Origin of the sequence: Pseudomonas parafulva, assembly GCF_000800255.1 — a bacterium.
Taxonomy (GTDB): Bacteria; Pseudomonadota; Gammaproteobacteria; order Pseudomonadales; family Pseudomonadaceae; genus Aquipseudomonas; species Aquipseudomonas boreofloridensis.
In genome coordinates this window covers 1,950,775-1,972,025 of sequence record NZ_CP009747.1, presented here as the reverse complement: position 1 = coordinate 1,972,025, position 21,251 = coordinate 1,950,775, and the positions used below count along the sequence as shown (strand labels likewise).

Here is a 21,251-nt window from a genome sequence, read left to right as displayed (position 1 = left end):
CATGACGCAAAACGGCTTCCTTGAGATCGCCCAGCGCCTGGCCTCGTTGCCAGCGGACAAGAAGCGGCTGTTCCGCCAGCGCTTGGCCGAAAAGGGCATCGACAGTTGGCGCCTGCCCATCGTCGCGCAGCCCGCGGGCGAGGGGGGTGGCCCCTGTCTGTCCCAGGCCCAGCGGCGTTTCCTCGCCGCCGAGGCGCTGAGCAATCGCGCGCTGTACAACCTCGCCTCGGTGCTGCGTTTCGACGGCCGCCTGGACCTGGAGCGGTTGCGCCAGGCCATGCAACAGCTCAGCGACCGTCACCAGATCCTGCGCACGCGCTATGTCGCCGATGCCCAAGGTCAGTGGCAGGCGCTGTGCACGCCGGTGGCGGTGGCGCTGCCGCCGATGTCACCCATCACGGCGCAGGACACCGACGCCTGGTGCGCCGACGAATACGCCCGGCAACTGGCCGAGCCCTTCGATCTGGCGCAGCAGGTGCCCTGGCGCTGGCAGGCCTTCAGCGACGCCGAGGCCGGCACGACCTGGCTGTTCCTGACCCTGCATCACGTGGCCTACGACGCCTGGTCGGCGCAGCAACTGACCCAGGAACTGGCCGAGGCCTACAGGGCCTTGCAGGCCGGTGACACGGCGCAACAACCTGAGCTGAGCATCCAGTACGCCGACTACGCGGCCTGGGAGCAGGAATGGCTGGACAGCGACGAATGCCAGCGCCAGGTCGATTACTGGCGTGCGCAGCTCGACGATGCCCCGGCGCCGCTGAGCTTGCCACTGGACCGCCCGCGTCCTGCGCCCAGCCAGCGTAGCCATGCTGGCGCCGTAATCACCCGGGTGCTGCCGGACAGCCTGACCAAGACGCTCGATGTGGCCATCCGCCGCCAGGGCGTGACCCTGTACCTGTATGGCCTCACCGCCTTCAGTTGGCTGCTGGCGCGCTACAGTGGCGAGCGCGATTTCTGCCTGGGCACCTCGGTGGCGCTGCGCGACCGGCCCGAATTGATGCCGCTGATCGGGCCGCTGCTCAACACCCTGGTGATCCGCCAGACGCTGCAGCAAGACGCCGACTTCGCCAGCGCCCTGCGCAGCACTCGCGACCGGGTGGCGGGGGCCTACGATCACCAGTGCCTGCCGTTCGAGAACATGCTGCAGAGCCTGCAACCGCCGCGCAGCAGCGCCTTGTTCCAGGTGATGTTCGTGCAGGTCGACCTGCCGGCCAGTCGTACGCTGGCGCTGCCGGGCGTGGGCGTGGAGGTGCTGGACCCGCCGCAGCGGCATGCCCGCTTCGACCTCACCCTGCGTCTGGTACGCAGCGGCGAGGGCGCCGTGCGCTGCGAACTGGAATACAGCGAGGAGCTGTTCGACGCCGCGACCGTTGAGCAGATGCTGGACGATCTGACGGCGCTCCTCGGTCAGGTCTGCGAGGATCCTGCCGTGGCGCTGGGCGACCTGCGCCTGGCCTCGCCGGGCAGTGAACTGTGCGCGCCCGCCTTGCAGGCGCCCACGCAGCCGCTCGACCGCCAGGTCCTCGAGCATGCCCGGCGCACGCCCAAGGCCGTGGCGTTGCACGGGCCGCACGTCACCCTCGACTACGCCACCTTGGGCGGCGCCAGCCAGGCGTTGGCGCAGCGCTTGGCTGACAGTGGCGTCGCACCCGGCGCGGTAGTGGCCTTGTGCATGAGCCGCTGCCCTGAGCAGGTGGTGGCGACCCTGGCCTGCTGGCATCGCGGCGCAGTCTGCCTGTTCCTCGACCCCGCGCAGCCCGCCCAGCGTCATCAGCAACTGGTGCACGACAGCGGTGCCTGCCTGTGGCTGAGCCTGGGTGAAGCGCCGCCCCCGGGCAGCGACCTGGCCAGCCTGCCGCTGACCCGCGCCGACCTGCACAGCGCCGCTGCGCCCACCGCTGTCGCCAGCCTCAGCGACCCGGCGCTGGCGGCGTACCTGATCTACACCTCGGGTTCCAGCGGCCAGCCCAAAGGCGTGCGGGTCAGCCACGGCAACCTGGCGCACTACGCCGCGGCCGTGGTCGAACGCCTGCAGGCCCCGCCGGGCAGCCGCTGGGCAAGCCTGGCCACGGTCGCGGCGGACCTGGGCCTGACCTCGGTGTTCGCCGCCTTGCAGGCCGGGCAGACGTTGGTGCTGCCACCGCCAGCCTTGGCCTTCGATCCACCGGCCTGGGCCGACTTCCTCGACCAGTCTCCAGTCGATTGCCTGAAGATCGCCCCCTCGCACCTACGCGGCCTGTTGGCACTGGCCGATGCCGAGCGGGTGTTGCCCCGCGAGCGCTTGATCGTGGGCGGCGAAGGCTTCGATCCGGCGCTGCTGGCGCAGGTGCGCCGATTGGCGCCGGGGCTGCGCGTGTTCAATCACTACGGCCCCTCGGAAACCACGGTCGGTGTGGTCTGCGGTGAAGTCGACGAATCCCTCCACTGCGCCAGCAGCCAGTACTTGCCCCTGGGCCAGCCCCTGGCCGGTTGCCGCCTGCGGGTGGTCGATGCGCAGGGCAACCGGGTCCCGCGTGGCGTGGCCGGCGAGCTGATCATCGCCGGCCCGCAGGTGGCGCTGGGTTACCTCAATCAGCCCGAGGCCAGTGCCCAGGTGTTTGGCGTGGACGCCGATGGCGAGCGCCACTACCGCACCGGCGATCGCGTGCGTCTGGACCGCGCGGGCCTGCTGACCTTTCTCGGTCGGCGCGACGAACAGGTCAAGATCCGGGGCTTTCGCGTGGAGCCGGGCGAGGTCACGGCGTGGCTCAACGCTCAGCCCCAGGTGCGCGAAGCGGCGGTGGTGCCGAGCGAAGATCAGGGCCGCGTACAATTGCTCGCTTACCTGAGCCCGGCGTTGGCGGCGCACGACCTTGCCGAGTTGCAAGCCAGCGCCCGTGCTGCGCTGCCCGAGGCGATGATCCCGGCGCACTGGGTGCTGCTCGACGCCTTGCCGCTGACGGCCAACGGCAAGCTCGACCGCCGCGCGCTGCCTGTGCCTGCCGAGGCCGAGCGTGGTGCGGGCAAGGCGCCGCAGGGTGAGACCGAAGCGACCTTGGCGCGGTTGTGGCAAGTGTTGCTGGGCGTCGAGGCTGTCGGACGCGGCGACGACTTCTTCGCCTTGGGTGGCGACTCCATTCTCAGCCTGCAACTGATCGCCCAGGCCCGCCGTGAAAGCCTGCGCCTCAAGCCCCGCGATGTCCAGCAGCACCCGGTGCTGGCGGACCTGGCGCTGCATCTGGATTGCCAGGCGCAGCCGGCGCTGAGGGCCGTGCTGGAAGCCTTCCGCGAGGTGCTGGCACAGCCTGCGCTGGGGGCCGACGACGATTTTCATGGCGCCGGCGGCGATTCGATCCTGGCCCTGCAACTGATCGCCCGGCTACGGCGTGCCGACATGCGCCTCACGCCGCGTCAGTTGCACGCCCATCCCACGCCGCGCGCCCTGGCCGGGGTGCTGGCGCCGTCAGCGCCGGTCGCCGAGGCCGTGCCGGTCGCTGACACGCCGACGCCCGCAAGTGGTCGTTATCCGCTGTCCCACGCCCAGCAGCGGGTGTGGTTCATGCAGCAACTGGACCCGCAGCAGACCGCCTACAACGTCACCCAATTGCTGTCGCTGCGAGGCCCGTTGGATGTGGCGCGCCTGCAACGTGCCTGCGAGGCGCTGGTGACGCGTCACGAGGCGCTGCGCTGCCGCTTCTTCGAGGCCGACGGCGAGGTCTGGCAGCGCCTGGAGCAGAGCGCCGGGCTGCATTTCAAACGGCATGCGCTGCACGATCTCGACGCGGCCGAGCAACAGGCAGTGATCGCCCGCTGTGCGGGGCGCGCCTTCGATCTGGGCGAAGGCCCGCTGCTGGCGGTGGACCTGCTGTGCCTGGGGCCGCAGGACTACCGCCTGTTGTTCAACGTCCACCACATTGCCGTCGATGGCTGGTCCATGGGCTTGCTGGTGAAGGATCTCGCGCAGCTTTATCAGGGCCAAGCCACGCCCGCGCCGCACGGTCTGCTGCCATGGATCGCCCAGCAGCGCGCGCACCTGCAGGGTGAGCAGGGCGACGCGCTGCTAGCCTACTGGCAGACGCGTTTGCAGGGCCTGCCCGATGAGCCGCTGCAATGGCCGCAGCAACCGCAACGTCCCACGGTGCAGGACTACCGCGGCGCGCGCGACAGCTTCGTAGTGCCGCAGGCACTTGACGCTGCCCTGGCCAGCCGCGCCGCCACGTTGGGCGTCACGCCCTTCGTGCTGTATTTCGCGGCCTACCAACTGCTGCTGTCACGTCACACCGGCAGCCAGGACTTCGCCATCGGTCTGCCGGTGGCCGGACGCGAGTCGGTGGAAGGCCAGCACTGGGTCGGGTTGTTCGTCAACACCCTGGTCTGCCGAGTGCAGCTCGACGTCCAGCAGGCCGTGCAGGACTTCCTGCGCCAGTTGGGCGATCGCTTGGCAGACGACCTGGAGCACCAGTCGCTGCCGTTCGAGCACCTGCTCGACGTGCTTGGCGTGCAGCGCAGCCTGGACCGCACGCCGGTGTTCCAGACCCTGTTCAACTTCCAGGTCGACCATGATCAGGCGCGGCGCCTGGAACTGGCGGATGTGCAGGTGCAGGCGTTGCCGCTGCCTGAAGGGGTGGTCAGCGCCAAGTTCGACCTCACCTTCAACCTGTTCAGCCAAGGGCGCGGCGAGCAGGCCCGCACCCAACTGATCGTCGAGCGGGCCTGTGCCTTGCTCGACGCGCCGACCGTGCAGCGCCTGGTCGACGACTACTTGGGGATGCTCGAGGTGCTGGCCCATGGCGAGCTGCACGCGCCGCTGCTGGAACTGCCGTTGCGCAGCCTCGCGCCATCACCCGAACAAGGGCCGCAACGCCCGCTGCTGGCCTGTGACGACTTCGTCAGCCGCTTCGAGGCCATGGCCAAGCAGCAGCCGCACGCGGTGGCGGTCTACTGCGCCGACCGGCAACTGCGCTACGACGAGCTCGATGCCCAGGCCAACCGCCTGGCCCATTGGCTGCTCGAACAGGACGTGAGACCGGAGAGCACGGTCGCGTTCTGCCTGCCCCGCGACGAACGCCTGCTGATCTGCCTGCTGGCCATCCAGAAAGCCGGGGCCTGTTACCTGCCGCTGGACCCCACCCATCCCCCCGCACGCCTGACGCAGATCCTCGAACGTGCGCAGCCGCTGCTGGTGCTCTGCGATGAACCCTTGACTGCGCTGACGCGACCTGAGCGCTGGTGGCGCTGGAGCGCGTTGGACGTGCAGCACTTCGCGGCCCTGACGCCTGACGTCCCGCGCGCATTGGCGCAACTGGCGTACACGCTGTACACCTCCGGCTCCACCGGTCAACCCAAGGGCGTGCAGATCAGTCGCGGCAACTTCGCCAACTTCCTGCTGGCCATGGAGCAGGCGCTGGCCCTGGACGGTGTTCAGCGCTACCTGGCGCTGACCACGGTGAGTTTCGACATTTCCGGCCTGGAGCTGTGCCTGCCGCTGGTGCGTGGCGCGGCCGTGGTGCTGGCCGATGACGCCCAGCGCCAGGACCCGTTGCTGCTGGCGCACCTGATCGAGCACCACCAGGTGCAGTTGATCCAGGCCACCCCGGCCACCTGGCGCCTGCTGCTGGACAGCGCCCCGCAGGTGCTCGACGGGCGCATTGCCCTGGCCGGGGGCGAGGCGGTGTCGGCCGAGCTCGCCCAGGCGCTGACGGCGCGGGTTGCGCGCCTGCATAACGTCTATGGACCGACCGAGACCACCGTCTGGTCGACCCAGACCCTGCTGGAGACGCTGGATCAAGCCAGCGCCCCCATCGGCCACGCGTTGCTCAATACGCGCTGCCATGTGCTCGACGAGCACCTGCGCGAAGTGCCGCTGGGCGCCGTGGGCGAGCTGTACATCGCCGGGGCAGGACTCGCCAGGGGCTATGCCGGGCAACCGGGGCTGACCGCCGAGCGCTTCATCGCCGATCCCTTCGCCGCCGATGGCGGGCGCCTGTACCGTACCGGCGACCTGGCGCGTCGGCAGGCGGATGGTCAGTTGTACTTCCTCGGCCGCAACGATGACCAGATCAAGCTGCGTGGTTTCCGCATCGAGCTGGGTGAAGTCGAAGCCGCGCTGCTGGCCCATGCCCAGGTCAGCCAGGCCGTGGTGGCGGTGCAGGGCGAGCACCTGGCCGGTTTCTGGGTCGGTGCGCTCGAACAGGAAGGTCAACTGCGCGAGCACCTGCTGGCGCGCTTGCCGGCGTACATGGTGCCGACCCATCTGCAGCGCCTGGCACACTTGCCGCTCAACAGCAATGGCAAGGTCGACCGCAAGCAGTTGCCGTTGGCCCAGGTGTCGATGCCGTCAGCAGAGGCTTCGGGGCGGGCGCTGACACCCCGCGAAGCCGGTCTGGCCGAGGTCTGGCAGCAGGTGCTGGGCGTGCCAGTGCTGGCCGCCGAGGCCGACTTCTTCAGGCTTGGCGGCCACTCGCTGAACGCCGCCCAAGTGCGGGCGCGGCTGCGCGAGCAAGGGCTCGACATGCCCCTGCGCTGGCTGTTCGAAACCCCGCAACTGGCGGCGCTGGCGTCCCGCCTCGATACGTTGCAGGCCGGGCAGAGCGGGGCATCGGCGCCGATGACCCGCGTCGACCTGGCGCAGGAGCAGGTGTTGTCCTCGGCGCAGCAGCGGGTGTGGCTGATGCAGCAGCTCGAACCGGCTGACAGCAGCTTCAACATGAACAGCCAGATCCGCCTGCGCGGTGCGCTCGACGTCGAGGCGCTGCGCGGCGCGATCCAGCGCGTGGTCGAACGTCATGCCATTCTGCGCACGACCTACCATGGCCGCGACGGCGAGCCGCGCCAGCGTATCGCCGCGCCCCAGGCGGGCGTGCTGCAGTGCATCGACAGCGATGGCCAGGGCTGGGAGCAGGCCGCGCTGGAGCTGGCGACACGCCCGTTCGACCTGAGCCAGGAGCCCTCGCTGCGCGCCGTGCTGTATCGCCTGGCTGAGCATGAGCACGTGCTGCAACTGGTGCTGCACCACATCGCTTCCGATGGCTGGTCTGGCTCGGTGCTGATCGGCGAGATCGTCGAAGGCTACGAGCAGGCGTGCGCGGGGCGCGTGCCGGCATTGGCCGAACTGCCTATCCAGTACGTGGACTACGCCGCCTGGGAGCGCTCCAGCGCGACCCAGGCGCGGCACCGCGAAGGCCTGGCATTCTGGCGCAGGCGCTTGTCCGGCATGCCCGCGCAGGTGCCGCTGCCGTTCGATTTCCCGCGCGCCGAGCACAGCGACAGCCGCGGCGCGGCGGTGGACTTCCAACTTCCGGCGGCCACCGTGGCGCGTCTGAACGCCTTGGCCCAGGCCACCGGTACGTCGTTGTTCATGGTGCTGCTGACCTGCTACGGCGCCGTGCTGCACCACGAAAGCCACGGACGCGACCTGGTGATCGGCACCGACCTGGCCAACCGCGAACACCCGGATACCGAATCGCTGATCGGCTTCTTCGTCAACCTGCTGGCGCTGCGTCTGGCGCTGCAACCGGAGCGCAGTTTCCGCGAGCATCTGCTGCAGGTACGTGAAACCTGCCTGGAGGCCTTCGCCTGGCAGGACACGCCCTTCGACCAAGTGGTGGAGTGCCTGCAACTGCCGCGCATCGCCAACCAGCATCCGCTGCTGCAGACCCTGTTCGTGCTCGACAACACGCCACGCCAGACCCGTCGCCTGGGCGAGCTGGAGGTCGAGCCGCTGCTGCACGAGCAGCGTCACTCCAAGTTCGACATGGCGCTGTTCGCCCGTGCCGAGGGCGATGTGCTGGCGCTGCGCTGGGTGTACCGCCCGAGCTTGTTCCGCGCAGCCACCATCGAGCGCCTGCGCGATACCTTCCTCACGCTGCTGGAGCAGGCGCTGCACGCGCCGGACAGCAGCCTGGAGGCACTGATTCCGACGTCTACCGGAGCTGTCACCATGTCCACCGACAACCCTCTGCAACGCAAGATGAGCAAGCTGGGGCGGATGCGCCAGGGCGCAGGCGCCGCGCCGCGCGCCCCGATCGACACGCGGCCGCTGCGCGAGGGCTCGCGTTTCCCGCTGCTGGTGCAGTTGCGCGACAGTGAACTGGCCCCGGCGGTGTGGGCCGAGCGCAACCGAGAGCAGGTTGAACAGTGGCTGCGCGAGCATGGCGGCCTGTTGTTCCGGGGCTTCGACCTGCCCGACCCGGCGGCCTTCGAGCAGTTCTGCCAGGCCCTGTGCCCGCAGCTGTACGGCCAGTACGGCGACCTGCCGAAGAAGGAGGGTGGCAAGAACATCTACAAGTCCACGCCCTATCCGAAGGACCGCATGATCCTGTTCCACAACGAAAGCGCGCACCAGCACCGCTGGCCGCGTCGGCAATGGTTCTACTGCGAGGTGCCGGCCCGCGTGGGCGGCGCCACGCCGATCGTCGACAGCCGCGAGGTGTTCCGCGAACTGCCCGCGTGGCTGCAGGACAACCTGCGCCGCAAGCAACTGATGTACGTGCGCAATTTCAGCCGCAGCCTTGATGTGAGTTGGCAGCATTTCTTCCAGACCGAGTCGCGCAGCGAGGTGGAGCGGCTGTGTCTGGACACCGGCATCCAGTTCCACTGGCAGGGCGCCGACGATCTGCATACCCGTCAGGTATGCCCAGCGGTGATCCTGCACCCGCTGACCGGTGAAGAGAGCTTCTTCAACCAGATCCAGCTGTATCACCCGGCTTTCCTCGACGACGACATTCGCCAGCAGTTCCTGCGCGACGGCGAAGCGGCCCTGCCACGCCAGGTGTTCTACGGCGACGGCAGTGAACTGGAGACAGCCGCCATCGACGCCATCAACGCCGCCTACGCACGTTGCGCCGTGCGTTTCGACTGGCAGCAGGGCGATGTGGTGATGCTCGACAACATGCTCGCCGCCCATGCCCGCGACCCCTTCGAGGGCGAACGCAAGATCGTGGTGGCCATGGGCGAGATCTATGGCCGTGATCAGGTCACGGCGGCCCCGGCGCCTGCCGTGCAGCAACTGGAAGAGTCGAACCCATGATGGACCTTGGACTGAATCTGTCACCGCAACAGAAACAACTGGCCCAGGCCAACCCGCAGCCGTACCGCTGGGCGTGGTTGCAACTGGGCGGCGCGGGCGAGCACACCTGGACGCGGCTGCAGGACTACCTGCACGCGCACCAGGCCCTGCACATGCGCTACGAGCGCCCACAAGGGGCCACCGGCCTGCGCCAGCGCCGTGCGGCGACAGGCGCCTTGACCTTGAGCTGGCGCCGCGCGGCGGATGAGCGCCTGACCAGCGCCGATCAATGGTTGGCCGACGCCCGCGCCCATTGCGCGGCCGAACAGCCGGACCTGCTGGCCTGGCTGCTCGGCGAGCGTCTGCTATTGGCCCTGCCAGCCTACTCGGCCGACCTGCGCAGTGTGGCGCAGTTGCGCGATGCGCTGCTCGGCGTGCCCAGTGGCGTCGAGGAACCGATGCAGTACGAGGACTACGTGCTGTGGATCAACGGCCTGCAACAGGACGAGGATGCCGAACAGGGCACGCAGTTCTGGCGCAACCTGGGGCTGCACGCGCTGCCGGGCCTGCGCCTGGTGGAGCGTTACGGCGTGGCCAGCGGCGAGCGCGGCGAGCAGCGACGGGTGCTGCCTGAGGCAGTGATATCAGCATTGCTGGCCGCTGAGGGCGATCCACAGACCACGCTGTTGGCCGCCTGGGCGGCCTTGCTGGCGCGGCTCAACGGCCAGCGCCAGGCGCAGGTCGGCATCGTCCACGATCCGCGCGACGACTATGAAGAACTGCAAGGCGCCTGTGGGGTGTTCGAGCAGGTGCTGCCGATGGTGGTGCAATTGTCTGAGCACAGCACCTTGGGGAGCCTGTCGCGCCAGCTCTCGCGTCAACTCGAACAGGCCGTGGCGTGGCAGGAATACGTGGGGCAGGCGCAGTTGCTGCCGGACTGCCGCGCCAGCTTGCAGGCGGCGGTGCAGATGAGCCGTGTCGAGGGCCTGGAGGCGGTGCAGTGGGTATCCTGCGAAACGCCTGTCGAGCTGCTGCTGCACCTGAGCCTCGACTCATCCGGGCGGGGGCAGTTGGCGCTGGTCTACGACGCGGGGCTGTACCGCCAAGCGCAGATGCAGCGCCTGCTGTCCCGCTTCGCCCAGTGGCTCGAACGGCTGCTGCTGGCGCCGCAGCAGGTGCTGGATGCCGTCGACGCCTTGCTCGATGACGAGCGCGTCGCGCCAGAAACTCCTACGCTGCCGGCGGACCTGGACATCGTCGCCGCCGTGCGCCGCCACGCCCGCGAACACCCCGAGCGTGCGGCCCTGCGCTTCGCCCGCCAGTCGTTCACCTATGCCCAGCTCGATGCCTTGAGCGATCAGGTGGCCGCCAGCCTGCGCCAGCACGGGGCCAGGCGCGATCAGCGGGTCGGTCTGTACTTGCCCAGGGGCGCCGAGATGCTGGTGGCCATGCTCGCCTGCTTCAAGGCCGGGGCCGCCTACCTGCCGCTGGATCCGCAACAGCCGCCGATGCGCCTGGCGAGCATCCTCCAGGATGCGCAGCCGTGCGTGCTGCTGCACGCGCCAGATGCTGCGCCGGACAGCGATGTGCCCTGCCTGGACTGGGCAACTGCCGTGCAGGCTCCGCCCATCGACGGCGTCGAAGCCGCCGCCGCCGATGACCTGGCCTACGTGCTCTACACCTCCGGCACCAGCGGTCGGCCCAAGGGCGTGCAGATCGAGCAGGGCCAACTGCGCCATTACACGACGCAGGTGACCCACGCCTTGCAACTGCCCGAGGGCGGGCACTACGGGCTGGTGTCCTCGTTGCTCGCCGACCTGGGCAATACCGTGCTGTTCCCAGCCTGGCTGCAAGGCGGCTGTGTGCACCTGCTGGAACAATCGGTCGTCACCGACGCCCAGGCCTTCGCCGAGGCTATGCGTGAGCACCCGCTGGATGTCTTGAAAATCGTCCCGTCGCACCTGCTGGCGCTGCTGGGCGGGCACACCGAGGCCCAGTCGCTGCCGCGTCAGGTCCTGGTGCTGGGTGGCGAGCCGGTCAGCGATACGCTGCTGGAGCGCCTGCAACAGGCGCGCTCGGGCTGTCGCGTGTACAACCATTACGGTCCTACGGAAACCACGGTCGGCGTGCTCTGGCGCGCACTGGACCTCAATGGCCAGCGCACCGACAGCACGTTGAACCAGGTGCTGGGCGATAACCGCATCGCCTTGCTGGACGAGCAGGGACGCGCGGTGCCCAGTGGTCAGGCGGGAGAGTTGTGCATCACCGGCGCGAGCGTCGGGCGCGGCTACCTGGGCGGTGTGGAAGGCAGCACGTTTGGCGTCGATCCGCAGGACGGCCGGCGCCGCTACCGCAGCGGCGATCTGGCCCTGCGCCAGGCCGATGGTTCACTGCGCCTGCTTGGGCGCAATGACCAGCAGGTGAAGATCCGTGGCCTGCGCCTGGAACTGGGAGAAGTAGAGCAGGCGCTGCGCAGCGAGCCAGGCGTTGAGCAGGCGGCGGTCCTGCTGGACGGCGAGGGCGACCACGCGCGGTTGCTGGCATTCGTCGTGACGGCCGACGATGCAGGCCAGGTCGAGTCGCTGCGTGACAGCCTGGCGCTGCGCCTGCCGGACTACATGCTGCCCAGCGCCGTGTTCGCACTGCGCACGTTGCCGCTCACCAACAACGGCAAGCTCGACCGCCAGGGGCTGCTGGCCCTGGCCCGGCAGCGACTGCAACACACCCGCGTACCCCCGCGCGATGCCCAGGAGGCAGCGGTGCTGCAGATCTGGAGCGAGGTACTCGACAACACCGAGCTGGGCGTCACCGACAACTTCTTCACGGTCGGCGGCCACTCACTGGCGGCGATCAAGGTGGTCTCGCTGCTGCGCGAGCGGCTGGGGCTGGACCTGCCGACCAAGCTGCTGTTCGAACGGCACACGGTGCGGGCGCTGGTCGAAGGGTTGCAGGACGGCGGCGACACGCCGTTCCAGGTGCTGCACGATGCGGGTGAGCACGCGCCCTGCGTGTTGCTGGTGCACGGCGCCCAAGGCCACGTGCACACCTATCAGCCGCTGGTCGAACGGCTCGGTGGCCGGGTATCGCTGTATGGGCTCAGTGCTCCGGAGCAGGGCTGGGATGGCCGCGATATGACGGCGCTGCTCGATCAGTACGTGCTCAGTTTGCCCGCGCACCTGAAGTCGCGGCCTTTGGTATTGCTGGGCTGGAGCGTGGCCTCGCGCCTGGCGCTGTTGCTGGTGCCGGTGCTGCAAGCCCAGGGCTTCGAGGTGGCGGCGCTGGCGGTGATCGACCACGACCCGCAGCGCAGCCTGGCTGGCGAGGACGACGAGGTGGGTCAATTGACTGCCGATGTAGCCTGGTACTGCCGTCAGCAGGGTCATCCCATGGGCGAGGCGCTGCATGAGCACCTCGACCGCACGCTGGCCGGGCTGAGTTATCCGGATGCCGTGGCGCGCCTGCTGCAAGACCCTCAGGCGCGTGAGCACCTGGGCGCGCTGGCTGACGAGCATCACCTGCACGCTGTGTTGACGGCGCAGCGGGCGATCAAGACGCTGCTCTACCAGCAGCGCTTGCCGCAGGTCGATGTGCCGGTGTGGCTGTGGCGCGGCAATGCCCATGGCGATCTGTCTGCCCAGTGGCAGGCGCACACCAGCGCTCAGGTCCAGCAATGGACCCTGGACGTCGGTCACCGAGCACTGCTGGATGAAACACGCCTGGTCGAACGGTTGGTGGCGCTGCTGGCGCCGTTCGCGGCCAGGATGGAGTCGATGCCATGAACCTGATGAAAGAGCTGTTGCGCCTGGCCCGCTGGCGCATCCTGCTGGCGGTGCTCGCCAGCGCGGTCAGCGCCGCCACCAGCATCGGGCTGATCGGCTACATCAACCGCAGCCTGGACCAGGGCGTGGTGGACTTCGGCGCGGCGCTGCTGCTGTTCGGCGGCTTGCTGGTGCTGTTGTTCGTCAGCGGCGTGTGCTCGCAGTGGCTGCTGGTGCAGATCGGCCATCGTCTGGTGTATCAGTTGCGCATGCGCCTGGTCGGCAAGGTGCTGGTCACGGCGCTGGAGCGGATCGAGCGCCTGGGCACGCCGCGCATCTACAACGCCCTGACCAAGGACGTGAACACCGTGGCCACGGCGTTCAAGCAGTTGCCCATCTCGCTGTACAACGGCCTGTTGCTGCTGGCCGGTCTGGGCTACATGGCGTGGCTGAGCCTGTCGTTCTTCGCCTTGACGCTGGCGGTGATCGCCGCGGGTGTGGGCCTGGACATCCTCCTGGGACGCCGGGTCAAGGCGCTGATGCAGGCGGTGCGACGGCAGGACGACGAGCTGGCCGAGCAGTACGAGGCCGCCATCGAGGGCCGCTGCGAGCTGGGCCTGAGCCGTCGCCGTCGCTACTTCCTGTACGACGGCAAGCTCGAACCGATCGCCCGCGCCTCGCTGGACGCCTCGGTGCGTGCCGACACACTGTGGGCGATCAACCTGAACTGGACCACGCTGCTGGTGTTCCTGCTGATCGGTACGTTGTTCTTCCTCGGCCAGGGCCTGGCGCTGCTCAGCCAGGAGGTGGTGGTGGGCTACGTACTGGCGATCATGTTTCTGCGCACGCCGATCGCGATGATCCTCGATGCCATTCCGGCCGTGATTCGCGGCCATGTGGCGTTGCAGGCCATCGACGCCCTGGACCTGGGCGAGGGCTTCGGCCAGGGCACGGCAGCCCGGGCGGTCGAGCCGTTCCAGAAGCTGCAACTGTCCGGGGTGCGTTATCGCTATCCCGGTCAGCGCGACGACTTCGGCTTCGAGCTGGGCCCGATCGACCTGACGATCCGTCGCGGTGAGCTGATCTTCATCGTCGGCGGCAATGGCAGCGGCAAGTCGACCCTGGCCAAGCTGCTCACTGGCCTCTACAGCCCCAGTGCGGGGCAGGTGCTGCTCAACGGAGTGTCGATGTCCGCTGAGCAGAGTGACGCGCATCGCGAGCATTTCGCAGCGATCTTCGCCGATTTCTACCTGTTCGCCGATGTGCTGGGCAAGCTGGGCGAGGGCGAGGGGTTGCAGGCGCGGGTCGAGCATTACCTGGAGCGCCTGGGCCTGACCCATAAGGTGCGCTTCGTTGAGGGTCGGCTGTCCACCACTTCGCTCTCGCAAGGGCAGCGCAAGCGCCTGGCCCTGCTGTTGCTGATGATGGAGGGGCGCGAGGTGTTCCTGCTCGACGAATGGGCCGCCGACCAGGACCCGGTGTTCCGCCACGTGTTCTACAAGGAGCTGTTGCCCGAGCTCAAGGCCGCAGGCAAGACGGTGATCGCCATCACCCACGATGACCGCTACTTCGATGTGGCCGATCGTATCTACCGGCTCGATTACGGTCAGTTGGTGGACTACGACCGCAGCGCCGAGAGCCCCTTCCAGTTGGCCAAGGGATGAATACCTCAGCGCGTGCGGGCGGCGTGTCGGCACTCCAGCGGGCAACTGCTGCAGTAGCCAACCCCGGCCAGCCGGTAGCGGATGCAGCAGATGCGCCGCAGGCGTGGCGGCTCTTCATCACCGGGCGCGGCGGGCAGATAGCGGACCGGGGCGAACAGCGGATTGCGTCGCCCATCGGGCAGCAGGCGGGCGTTGAGCACCTCATGGGCGGCAGCGGTGCAGCCGCTCACCGCCAGCGGATGCAATTCCAGGCGCGTGGTGACGAACTCGAAGGTGTTGCCGGCATTGCTCCAGAACAGCCTGGGGGAGGCGCCGGTGGCCGAGGCCAGGCTCTGGATCACAGGGGTGAGGTGATGCTCGATCAGGTCGTGGAAGCGCGCGAAGCCTTCGCGGTGCTCGATGAGCTGGCCGTCGCTGGCCAGGTGCAACGCCTGCGGACGGTCGTCGTCGCCGAGCACCAGGCCCGTCTGTTCCAAGGCGATCGGCAACTGCCGCTGCAGCAGCAGATTGGCGCCCATGTACGGGCCGAGGAAGGTGCTGAAGTACCACTTCGACCACAGCGAGGCCAGGGCGATGCGCTCATCGGTGCGGTGGCGCACCTGCAGGCCATCGAGAAAACGCGCGAACGGCTTGGCCGCGAAGAAGGCGTCGCCCGCCTGATCGACACGCGGCGTCTGGCGCCATTGCAGTTTTTCGGCGAAATCCGCCAGCGGCCCGACGTAGAGCGGTGCGAGGCTGGGAATCATCGGGTTGTCCGGGAAACCATGGTGGGCGGTGCTCCATCCCTGTTCATCAAGGCCAGGCGGTGTGCTGAGCGGCACGGCGCTGGCGATATCGGCGAGGTGAAGGATAACAGGTGAAACCGTCGAGCCTTAATGAGAATTGATCACGTTGGTCGTACCAGCAGTCGAAACACTCACTCAGTCAGTCAAGGAGTCACACGATGAGTTCAGAAAATCCGCAGGTGCTGTACCGGGTCGTCGTCAATGACGAAGAGCAGTATTCCCTCTGGCCTGCCTACAAAGACATTCCCCAGGGCTGGCGTGGCGTCGGCGAGGCCGACAGCCGTGAAGCCTGCCTGGCCCACATCGAAGCGGTGTGGACCGACATGCGCCCGCTGAGCCTGCGCAAGGCGATGCAGGAAAACCCGCAGAACCACTAGTTCGCTGTGCTTCACACTGCCCAGGGAGTTTCGTCATGTCATCAGTGTCCACCCACGGCTTCAGCCTGGAAGCCTTCCGGCTGCAGGCCCCCCGCGTGCTGGAGAGCAATGCCTTGCTGCAGCGCCAGGCTGCTCGGGAATCCAATGCGCGGACTTATCCGCGGCGCATCCCGCTGGCGCTGCAACAGGCCCATGGCATCTACGTGCAGGACACCTCAGGCCAATTGTTCATGGATTGCCTGGCGGGTGCCGGCACCCTGGCGCTGGGGCACAACCACCCGGTGACCCTGCAGGCCATGCGCCAGACCCTCGACAGCGGCCTGCCACTGCATACGCTGGACCTCACCACCCCAGTCAAGGATCGCTTCGTCGAAACGCTATTCGCGGCCTTGCCCGAGGGCCTGGCCAGGGATGCGCGCATTCAGTTCTGTGGCCCCAGCGGCTCGGATGCCATCGAGGCCGCGCTGAAACTGGTGCGTACGGCCACTGGACGCAGGACGGTGCTGTCGTTCAGCGGTGGTTATCACGGCATGACTCAGGGCGCCCTGAGCCTGATGGGCAATCTGGCGCCCAAGCAAGGGCCTGGGGCGGTCAACAACGACGTGCAGTTCATGCCCTATCCCTACGACTACCGATGCCCGTTTGGCCTCGGTGGCGAAGCCGGGGTGGACGCTGGGCTGCATTATCTGGAGCAGATGCTCGACGACCCGGAATCCGGGGTGTTGCCCCCGGCCGCCGTGGTGGTGGAGGTGGTGCAGGGCGAGGGCGGGGTGATCCCCGCGCCGGTGCGCTGGCTCCAGGGGCTGCGCGCCCTGACCCGTAAACACGGTGTCGCGCTGGTGATCGACGAGGTGCAGACCGGGCTGGGCCGCACCGGCACGCTGTTCGCCTTCGAACATGCCGGCATCGAGCCTGATGTGCTGGTGCTGTCCAAGGCCATCGGCGGCGGCCTGCCGTTGGCCGTGGTGGTGTATCGCCGCGAGCTGGACACCTGGAAGCCCGGCGCGCACGCCGGCACTTTCCGCGGTAACCAACTGGCCATGGCGGCCGGCAGCGCGACCTTGCGCCATATCATCGACGAAGGGCTGGCGGAGCGTGCCGAGGTACTGGGGGCGCGCCTGATGAATCACTTGCGCCAACTGCAGGCCGACTCTCCCTGCTTGGGCGATGTCCGAGGCCGTGGCCTGATGCTCGGCATCGAGGTGGTGGCGGCGCTGGAGGAGGGACGGCGGCGCCCGCCGGCCGATACGGCGCTAGCCCAGGCGATTCAGCAGCAGTGCCTGCGTCTGGGGGTGATCGTCGAGTTGGGCGGGCGCCACGGCGCGGTGGTGCGGCTGTTGCCGCCACTGATCATTACCGAGCAAGAGGTCGATGAATTGGCGCAGCGGTTGCGCAAGGCGGTGCAGGCCGCCGTGGCGGGCCTGCGCGCGCCCGAGCGCATGGCCCACGCGTGAATCGGACGCTGTTGATCGGCGTGCAGCCGATCAACAGCGCTGCGCTGAGGGCCACACCAACACTGTCGATTTAATTTTTAAGTCACTGTTCTAGAACGCTATTTTCACTTGGCACGATTCCTGTTGGTCAGCCTTTGAACTGCACGTCCCAGCGTGCGCGGCTTATCGCTCAGGAGTCCCCATGCCACGTGAAATCCGTTTGAACGCCTTCGAGATGAACTGCGTGGGCCATCAGTCGCCAGGGCTGTGGCGCCATCCGCGCGATCGCGCCTGGCAGTACAAGGACCTGTCTTACTGGACCGACCTGGCCAAGCTGCTGGAACGCGGCAAGTTCGACGGACTGTTCATCGCCGATGTCATCGGCCTCTACGACGTGTTGGGCGGCAACGCCGATGCGGCGCTGCGCCAGGCCACCCAGGTGCCGGTCAATGACCCGCTGGCGCTGATCACCCCCATGGCGTTGGTCACCGAACACTTGGGCTTCGGCCTGACCGCGTCACTGACCTTCGAGCATCCCTATCCCTTCGCCCGCCGTCTGTCGACCCTGGACCACCTGACCCAGGGCCGCATTGGCTGGAACATCGTCACCTCCTACCTCGACAGCGGCGCGCGCAACCTGGGGCAGAAAGCGCTCAGTGACCACGATGCGCGCTACGACTACGCCGATGAGTACCTGCAAGTGCTCTACAAACTGTTCGAGGGCAGTTGGGAGGACGGCGCGGTGCTGCGTGACCGCGAACGCGGCATTTTCAGCGACCCCAGCAAGATCCACGAAATCCGCCATCAGGGTAGACACTTCCAGGTGCCCGGCATTCACCTCTGCGAGCCGTCGCCGCAGCGCACCCCGGTGCTCTACCAGGCGGGGGCGTCCAGTCGCGGCAAGGCATTCGCTGCAGGCCATGCCGAATGCGTCTTTGTGGCCGCGCCGTCGAAAGTCACCCTGAAGAAGACCGTGGCCGACATCCGCCGTCGCGCCGCCGAGGCTGGGCGCGATCCGCGCAAGGTGCTGATTTTCAACCTGCTCACGGTCATCGTCGACGAGACCGACGCCAAGGCACAGGCCAAGTGGCGTGAACTGAAGGGATACGCCAGCTACGAAGGCGCGCTGGCGCTGATCTCCGGCTGGACCGGCATCGACTTCAACCAGTACCGACCCGACCAAGTGCTCAAGCACATTCACACCAACGCCATTCAGTCGGCGGTGGAAACCTTCTCCACGGCGGATCCGGACAAACAGTGGACGGTACAGGAGTTGGCCGACTGGGTCGGCATCGGTGGCTTCGGCCCGCTGATCGTCGGCAGCCCGCAGACCGTGGCCGACGAACTGCAGGCCTGGGTCGAGGACACCGATGTGGACGGCTTCAACTTTGCCTATGCGTTGGCCCACGAAACCTTCCGCGATGTAGTCGAGCTGCTGGTGCCTGAGTTGCAGAGGCGCGGGGTGTACAAGACCGAGTACCGCGCCGGAACCCTGCGCGAGAAGCTCTTCGGCGACGGCCCCCGCTTGCCGTCCAACCATCCGGCGGCCGGTTACCGCGATCTGCGTGCGCACCTGCAACCGGCCCGCGCCGACAGCGTCGAGCTGGCATGAGCCTGAGGAGACCTTGCCCATGACTCTTCATGAACTTCACCCATCGCCCGCCGAGGCCGTCAGTGACCGCGCGCTGGTGGCGTTGCAACGCTGGGCCCGGGAGCGGCCGACGCAGATCGCGCTGCGCCATCGCCGTCGCGGGGCGTGGCACGCCTGGCGCTGGATCGATGTGCAGCGCGACGTCGAGCGCCTGGCCGATGGCCTGCGCCAGCAGGGTTTTAGCGCAGGTGCGCGGCTGGCCTTGAGTGGTGCGCTGGAGCCGAGCCTGCTGCTGCTGGCACTGGCTGCGTGGCAACTGGGTGGCCACAGCCGGGTGATCAGCCCGCACAGTCGTGGCCAAGCGTTGCAACGGCAATTGCGTCAGGCGCGCCCGAGCTTCGCGTTCGTCCAGCGCCGCGAGAGCCTGGCGCACTGGCTGCACAGTGGCTTGGCCGAGCAATGGCCGCTGCAGTTGTTCTGCGCCCAGGCCACGACCCTGGGCAAGTCGCTGTGGCAGGTGCAGCCGCTGTCGGCGCTGCTGGTCGCCGAGGCGGCGCCTGCCCAGCGGCAAGGCTGGACGCAGGTGGCCGGTGATGAGGTGTTGTGGGTGGACGAGGGCACCGAGTGGCAGGACGGCCTTGGGCACCTGTTGCAGCACTGGCTGGAGCAGGGGATCAGCGTCGCGTTTCCTGAAAACCGCGAGTCGTCCAGCCGCGACCGTCGCGAAATAGCCCCGACCGGGCTGCTGCTGTCGTCGGCCAGGGTCGAGACGTTGGCCGAAGAGATCGAGGCCAGCCTGGCGCCGGCGGGCAGTTGGCGGCGACGTTGGTGCGACTGGACCTTGGCCCATCCTCAGCGGCTGTTCGCCCGCGTGGTGAAGGCGCGCGTGCGGCGCTTGCTCGGCTTTCAGCGCTTGCGCCGCATCGAGGTGCCGAGCGCTGCCTTGGGCACGGCGCAGCCACAGCCTGTCTCCGGCGCGTGGCTGGCGCAGTATCTGGAGCGCGCGGCATGACGGCCTTGCTGGAGGTGCGCAATGTGTCGCTGGCATTCCAGGGCGTGAAGGCGATCTCGGACCTGTCGTTCAGCGTCCGGCGCGGCGAGGTCTGTGCCCTGATCGGGCCGAACGGCGCCGGCAAGAGTTCACTGCTGAACATCCTCAACGGCGTCTACCGGGCCGATGCGGGCGAGCTGCTGTTCGACGCCAAGCCCCTGCGCCGCGCGCACCCCTTGCACGCGGCGCGGCTCGGTATCGGCCGGACCTTCCAGAACAATGCGCTGTTCAAGCCGCTGAGCGTGCTGGACAACCTGCTTACCGGGCTGTCGCGCTTCCAGCGCAGCCTGTTTCTCGAACAGGCGCTGGGCTTGCCCCGTGCGCGGCGCGAGGCGCGCGTCTTCAGCGAACGGGCCGAGGCGGTGCTGGAGTTTCTCGACCTTCAGCCTTGGCGCGAGGTGGCGGTGGGCAGTCTCGCCTACGGTCTGCAAAAGCGCGTGGAACTGGGGCGCGCGCTGATCGCCCAGCCCAGGTTACTGCTGCTCGATGAGCCGATGGCCGGCATGAACGCCCAGGAAAAGCGCGACATGAGTCGCTTCATCGCCGATATCAACCGCGATCTGGGCACCACGGTGATTCTCATCGAACACGACATTCAGGTGGTCATGGGCCTGTCCAGCCATGTGGTGGTGCTCGATTACGGACGCAAGGTGGGTGACGGCACGCCGGCCGAGGTGCAGGCCAATCCTGAGGTGATCGCTGCGTACCTGGGAGCGCCGCACGGATGAATTTCTTTCTCGAAACCCTGATCGGTGGCGTGCTCGCCGGTTCGATGTACGCGTTGGTAGCCATCGGCTTCGTGCTGATCTACAAGGCCAGCGGCGTGTTCAACTTCGCCCAGGGCGCCATGCTGCTGTTCGCTGCGCTGACCTTCGTCAGCCTGCTGGGGCAAGGGCTGCCGTTCGCCCTGGCCCTGGCGATCACGGTGGGGGTGATGGTCCTCGGCGCCTGGTTGATCGAGCGCCTGGTGCTGCGGCCGCTGGTCAATCGCTCGCAGATCACCCTGTTCATGGCCACCTTGGGCTTGTCGTTCGTGATCGAAGGCCTGGCCCAGGGACTGATGGGCGCCCAGGTGCGCGCGTTGGACTTGGGGATCGAGGATGTTCCGCTGTTCCTGGGCGAAATCATGGTCAGCCAGTTCGACTTGATCGCCGCCGGGGTGTCCGCTGTGCTGGTGGCGGTGCTGGCGCTGCTGTTCAACAAGACCCGCATCGGCGTGTCCCTGCGCGCGGTAGCCGACGACACCCGCGCGGCGTTATCGCTGGGCATCGACCTGAACCGTATCTGGCAGATCGTCTGGGCCGTGGCCGGGGTGGTCGGGCTGGTGGCCGGGCTGCTCTGGGGCGCGCGCCAGGGTGTGCAGTTCTCGCTCTCGCTGGTGGTGCTCAAGGCGCTGCCGGTGCTGATCATCGGAGGCTTCACGTCGATTGGCGGGGCCATCGTCGGCGGCTTGATCGTCGGCGCGGCGGAGAACCTGGCCGAGGCCTACATCGGCCCGCTGATCGGCGGTGGCATCACGCCCTGGTTCGCCTATTTCCTCGCCCTGATCTTCCTCTACATCCGCCCGGCCGGCCTGTTCGGCGACCGGGTCATCGAACGGGTATGA

The 21,251-nt window shown here is 67.9% G+C and carries 10 protein-coding genes; 9 read left to right on the top strand and 1 reads right to left on the bottom strand.

The features are described 5' to 3' along the window. The first annotated feature begins 1 nt into the window (after position 1). From NJ69_RS08600 to NJ69_RS08590, 3 genes are read left to right on the top strand one after another with little or no spacing between them, the layout of a single operon-like run. Complete coding sequence (locus NJ69_RS08600; RefSeq protein WP_167335967.1) at positions 2 to 9,007, top strand: non-ribosomal peptide synthetase; 9,006 nt, start codon at positions 2 to 4, stop codon at positions 9,005 to 9,007. Next, positions 9,004 to 12,765 (top strand): non-ribosomal peptide synthetase, encoded by a 3,762-nt coding sequence (locus NJ69_RS08595; RefSeq protein ID WP_039578111.1) that lies wholly within the window; start codon positions 9,004 to 9,006, stop codon positions 12,763 to 12,765. Before NJ69_RS08600 ends, NJ69_RS08595 begins: the two co-directional genes overlap by 4 nt. Beyond that, positions 12,762 to 14,408 carry a cyclic peptide export ABC transporter gene (locus NJ69_RS08590; RefSeq protein WP_039578108.1) on the top strand — a complete coding sequence of 549 codons (1,647 nt, stop codon included), beginning with the start codon at positions 12,762 to 12,764 and terminating at the stop codon, positions 14,406 to 14,408. Before NJ69_RS08595 ends, NJ69_RS08590 begins: the two co-directional genes overlap by 4 nt. Positions 14,409 to 14,413: 5 nt before the next feature. Here NJ69_RS08590 and fhuF read toward each other — a convergent pair whose 3' ends face one another. Further along, positions 14,414 to 15,154: a siderophore-iron reductase FhuF gene (fhuF, locus tag NJ69_RS08585; RefSeq protein WP_029612479.1), complete on the bottom strand. Its 741-nt coding sequence runs from the start codon at positions 15,152 to 15,154 to the stop codon at positions 14,414 to 14,416. 197 nt (positions 15,155 to 15,351) lie between these two features. Here fhuF and NJ69_RS08580 point away from each other — a divergent pair, with 197 nt between their 5' ends. The 6 genes from NJ69_RS08580 to NJ69_RS08555 all read left to right on the top strand — a co-directional run bounded on the left by NJ69_RS08580 (position 15,352) and on the right by NJ69_RS08555 (position 21,251). Beyond that, positions 15,352 to 15,570, top strand: a complete 219-nt coding sequence (locus NJ69_RS08580) for an MbtH family protein (RefSeq protein ID WP_039578105.1) — start codon at positions 15,352 to 15,354, stop codon at positions 15,568 to 15,570. 35 nt (positions 15,571 to 15,605) lie between these two features. Then, positions 15,606 to 17,024, top strand: coding sequence for a diaminobutyrate--2-oxoglutarate transaminase (locus NJ69_RS08575; RefSeq protein WP_039578102.1), 1,419 nt, complete (start codon positions 15,606 to 15,608; stop codon positions 17,022 to 17,024). Between the two features lie 181 nt (positions 17,025 to 17,205). Beyond that, positions 17,206 to 18,615: an LLM class flavin-dependent oxidoreductase gene (locus NJ69_RS08570; RefSeq protein ID WP_039578099.1), complete on the top strand. Its 1,410-nt coding sequence runs from the start codon at positions 17,206 to 17,208 to the stop codon at positions 18,613 to 18,615. 19 nt (positions 18,616 to 18,634) lie between these two features. After that, positions 18,635 to 19,606, top strand: a complete 972-nt coding sequence (locus NJ69_RS08565; RefSeq protein WP_039578097.1) for an AMP-binding protein — start codon at positions 18,635 to 18,637, stop codon at positions 19,604 to 19,606. Further along, entirely contained in the window at positions 19,603 to 20,373 is a 771-nt protein-coding gene (locus NJ69_RS08560) for an ABC transporter ATP-binding protein (protein ID WP_039578094.1), read from the top strand. Before NJ69_RS08565 ends, NJ69_RS08560 begins: the two co-directional genes overlap by 4 nt. Next, the gene (locus tag NJ69_RS08555; protein ID WP_039578093.1) at positions 20,370 to 21,251 is read left to right on the top strand and encodes a branched-chain amino acid ABC transporter permease; all 882 of its coding nucleotides are present in this window, start codon (positions 20,370 to 20,372) and stop codon (positions 21,249 to 21,251) included. The genes NJ69_RS08560 and NJ69_RS08555 overlap by 4 nt, the downstream gene beginning before the upstream one ends.

What these genes read in the sequence shown, in the direction of transcription:
- NJ69_RS08560 (WP_039578094.1), top strand. Translation starts at nt 19,603, where the DNA reads ATGACGGCCTTGCTGGAGGTGCGCAATGTGTCGCTGGCATTCCAGGGC.
- NJ69_RS08600 (WP_167335967.1), top strand. Translation starts at nt 2, where the DNA reads ATGACGCAAAACGGCTTCCTTGAGATCGCCCAGCGCCTGGCCTCGTTG.
- fhuF (WP_029612479.1), bottom strand. Translation starts at nt 15,154, where the DNA reads ATGATTCCCAGCCTCGCACCGCTCTACGTCGGGCCGCTGGCGGATTTC.
- NJ69_RS08565 (WP_039578097.1), top strand. Translation starts at nt 18,635, where the DNA reads ATGACTCTTCATGAACTTCACCCATCGCCCGCCGAGGCCGTCAGTGAC.
- NJ69_RS08580 (WP_039578105.1), top strand. Translation starts at nt 15,352, where the DNA reads ATGAGTTCAGAAAATCCGCAGGTGCTGTACCGGGTCGTCGTCAATGAC.
- NJ69_RS08575 (WP_039578102.1), top strand. Translation starts at nt 15,606, where the DNA reads ATGTCATCAGTGTCCACCCACGGCTTCAGCCTGGAAGCCTTCCGGCTG.
- NJ69_RS08570 (WP_039578099.1), top strand. Translation starts at nt 17,206, where the DNA reads ATGCCACGTGAAATCCGTTTGAACGCCTTCGAGATGAACTGCGTGGGC.
- NJ69_RS08555 (WP_039578093.1), top strand. Translation starts at nt 20,370, where the DNA reads ATGAATTTCTTTCTCGAAACCCTGATCGGTGGCGTGCTCGCCGGTTCG.
- NJ69_RS08595 (WP_039578111.1), top strand. Translation starts at nt 9,004, where the DNA reads ATGATGGACCTTGGACTGAATCTGTCACCGCAACAGAAACAACTGGCC.
- NJ69_RS08590 (WP_039578108.1), top strand. Translation starts at nt 12,762, where the DNA reads ATGAACCTGATGAAAGAGCTGTTGCGCCTGGCCCGCTGGCGCATCCTG.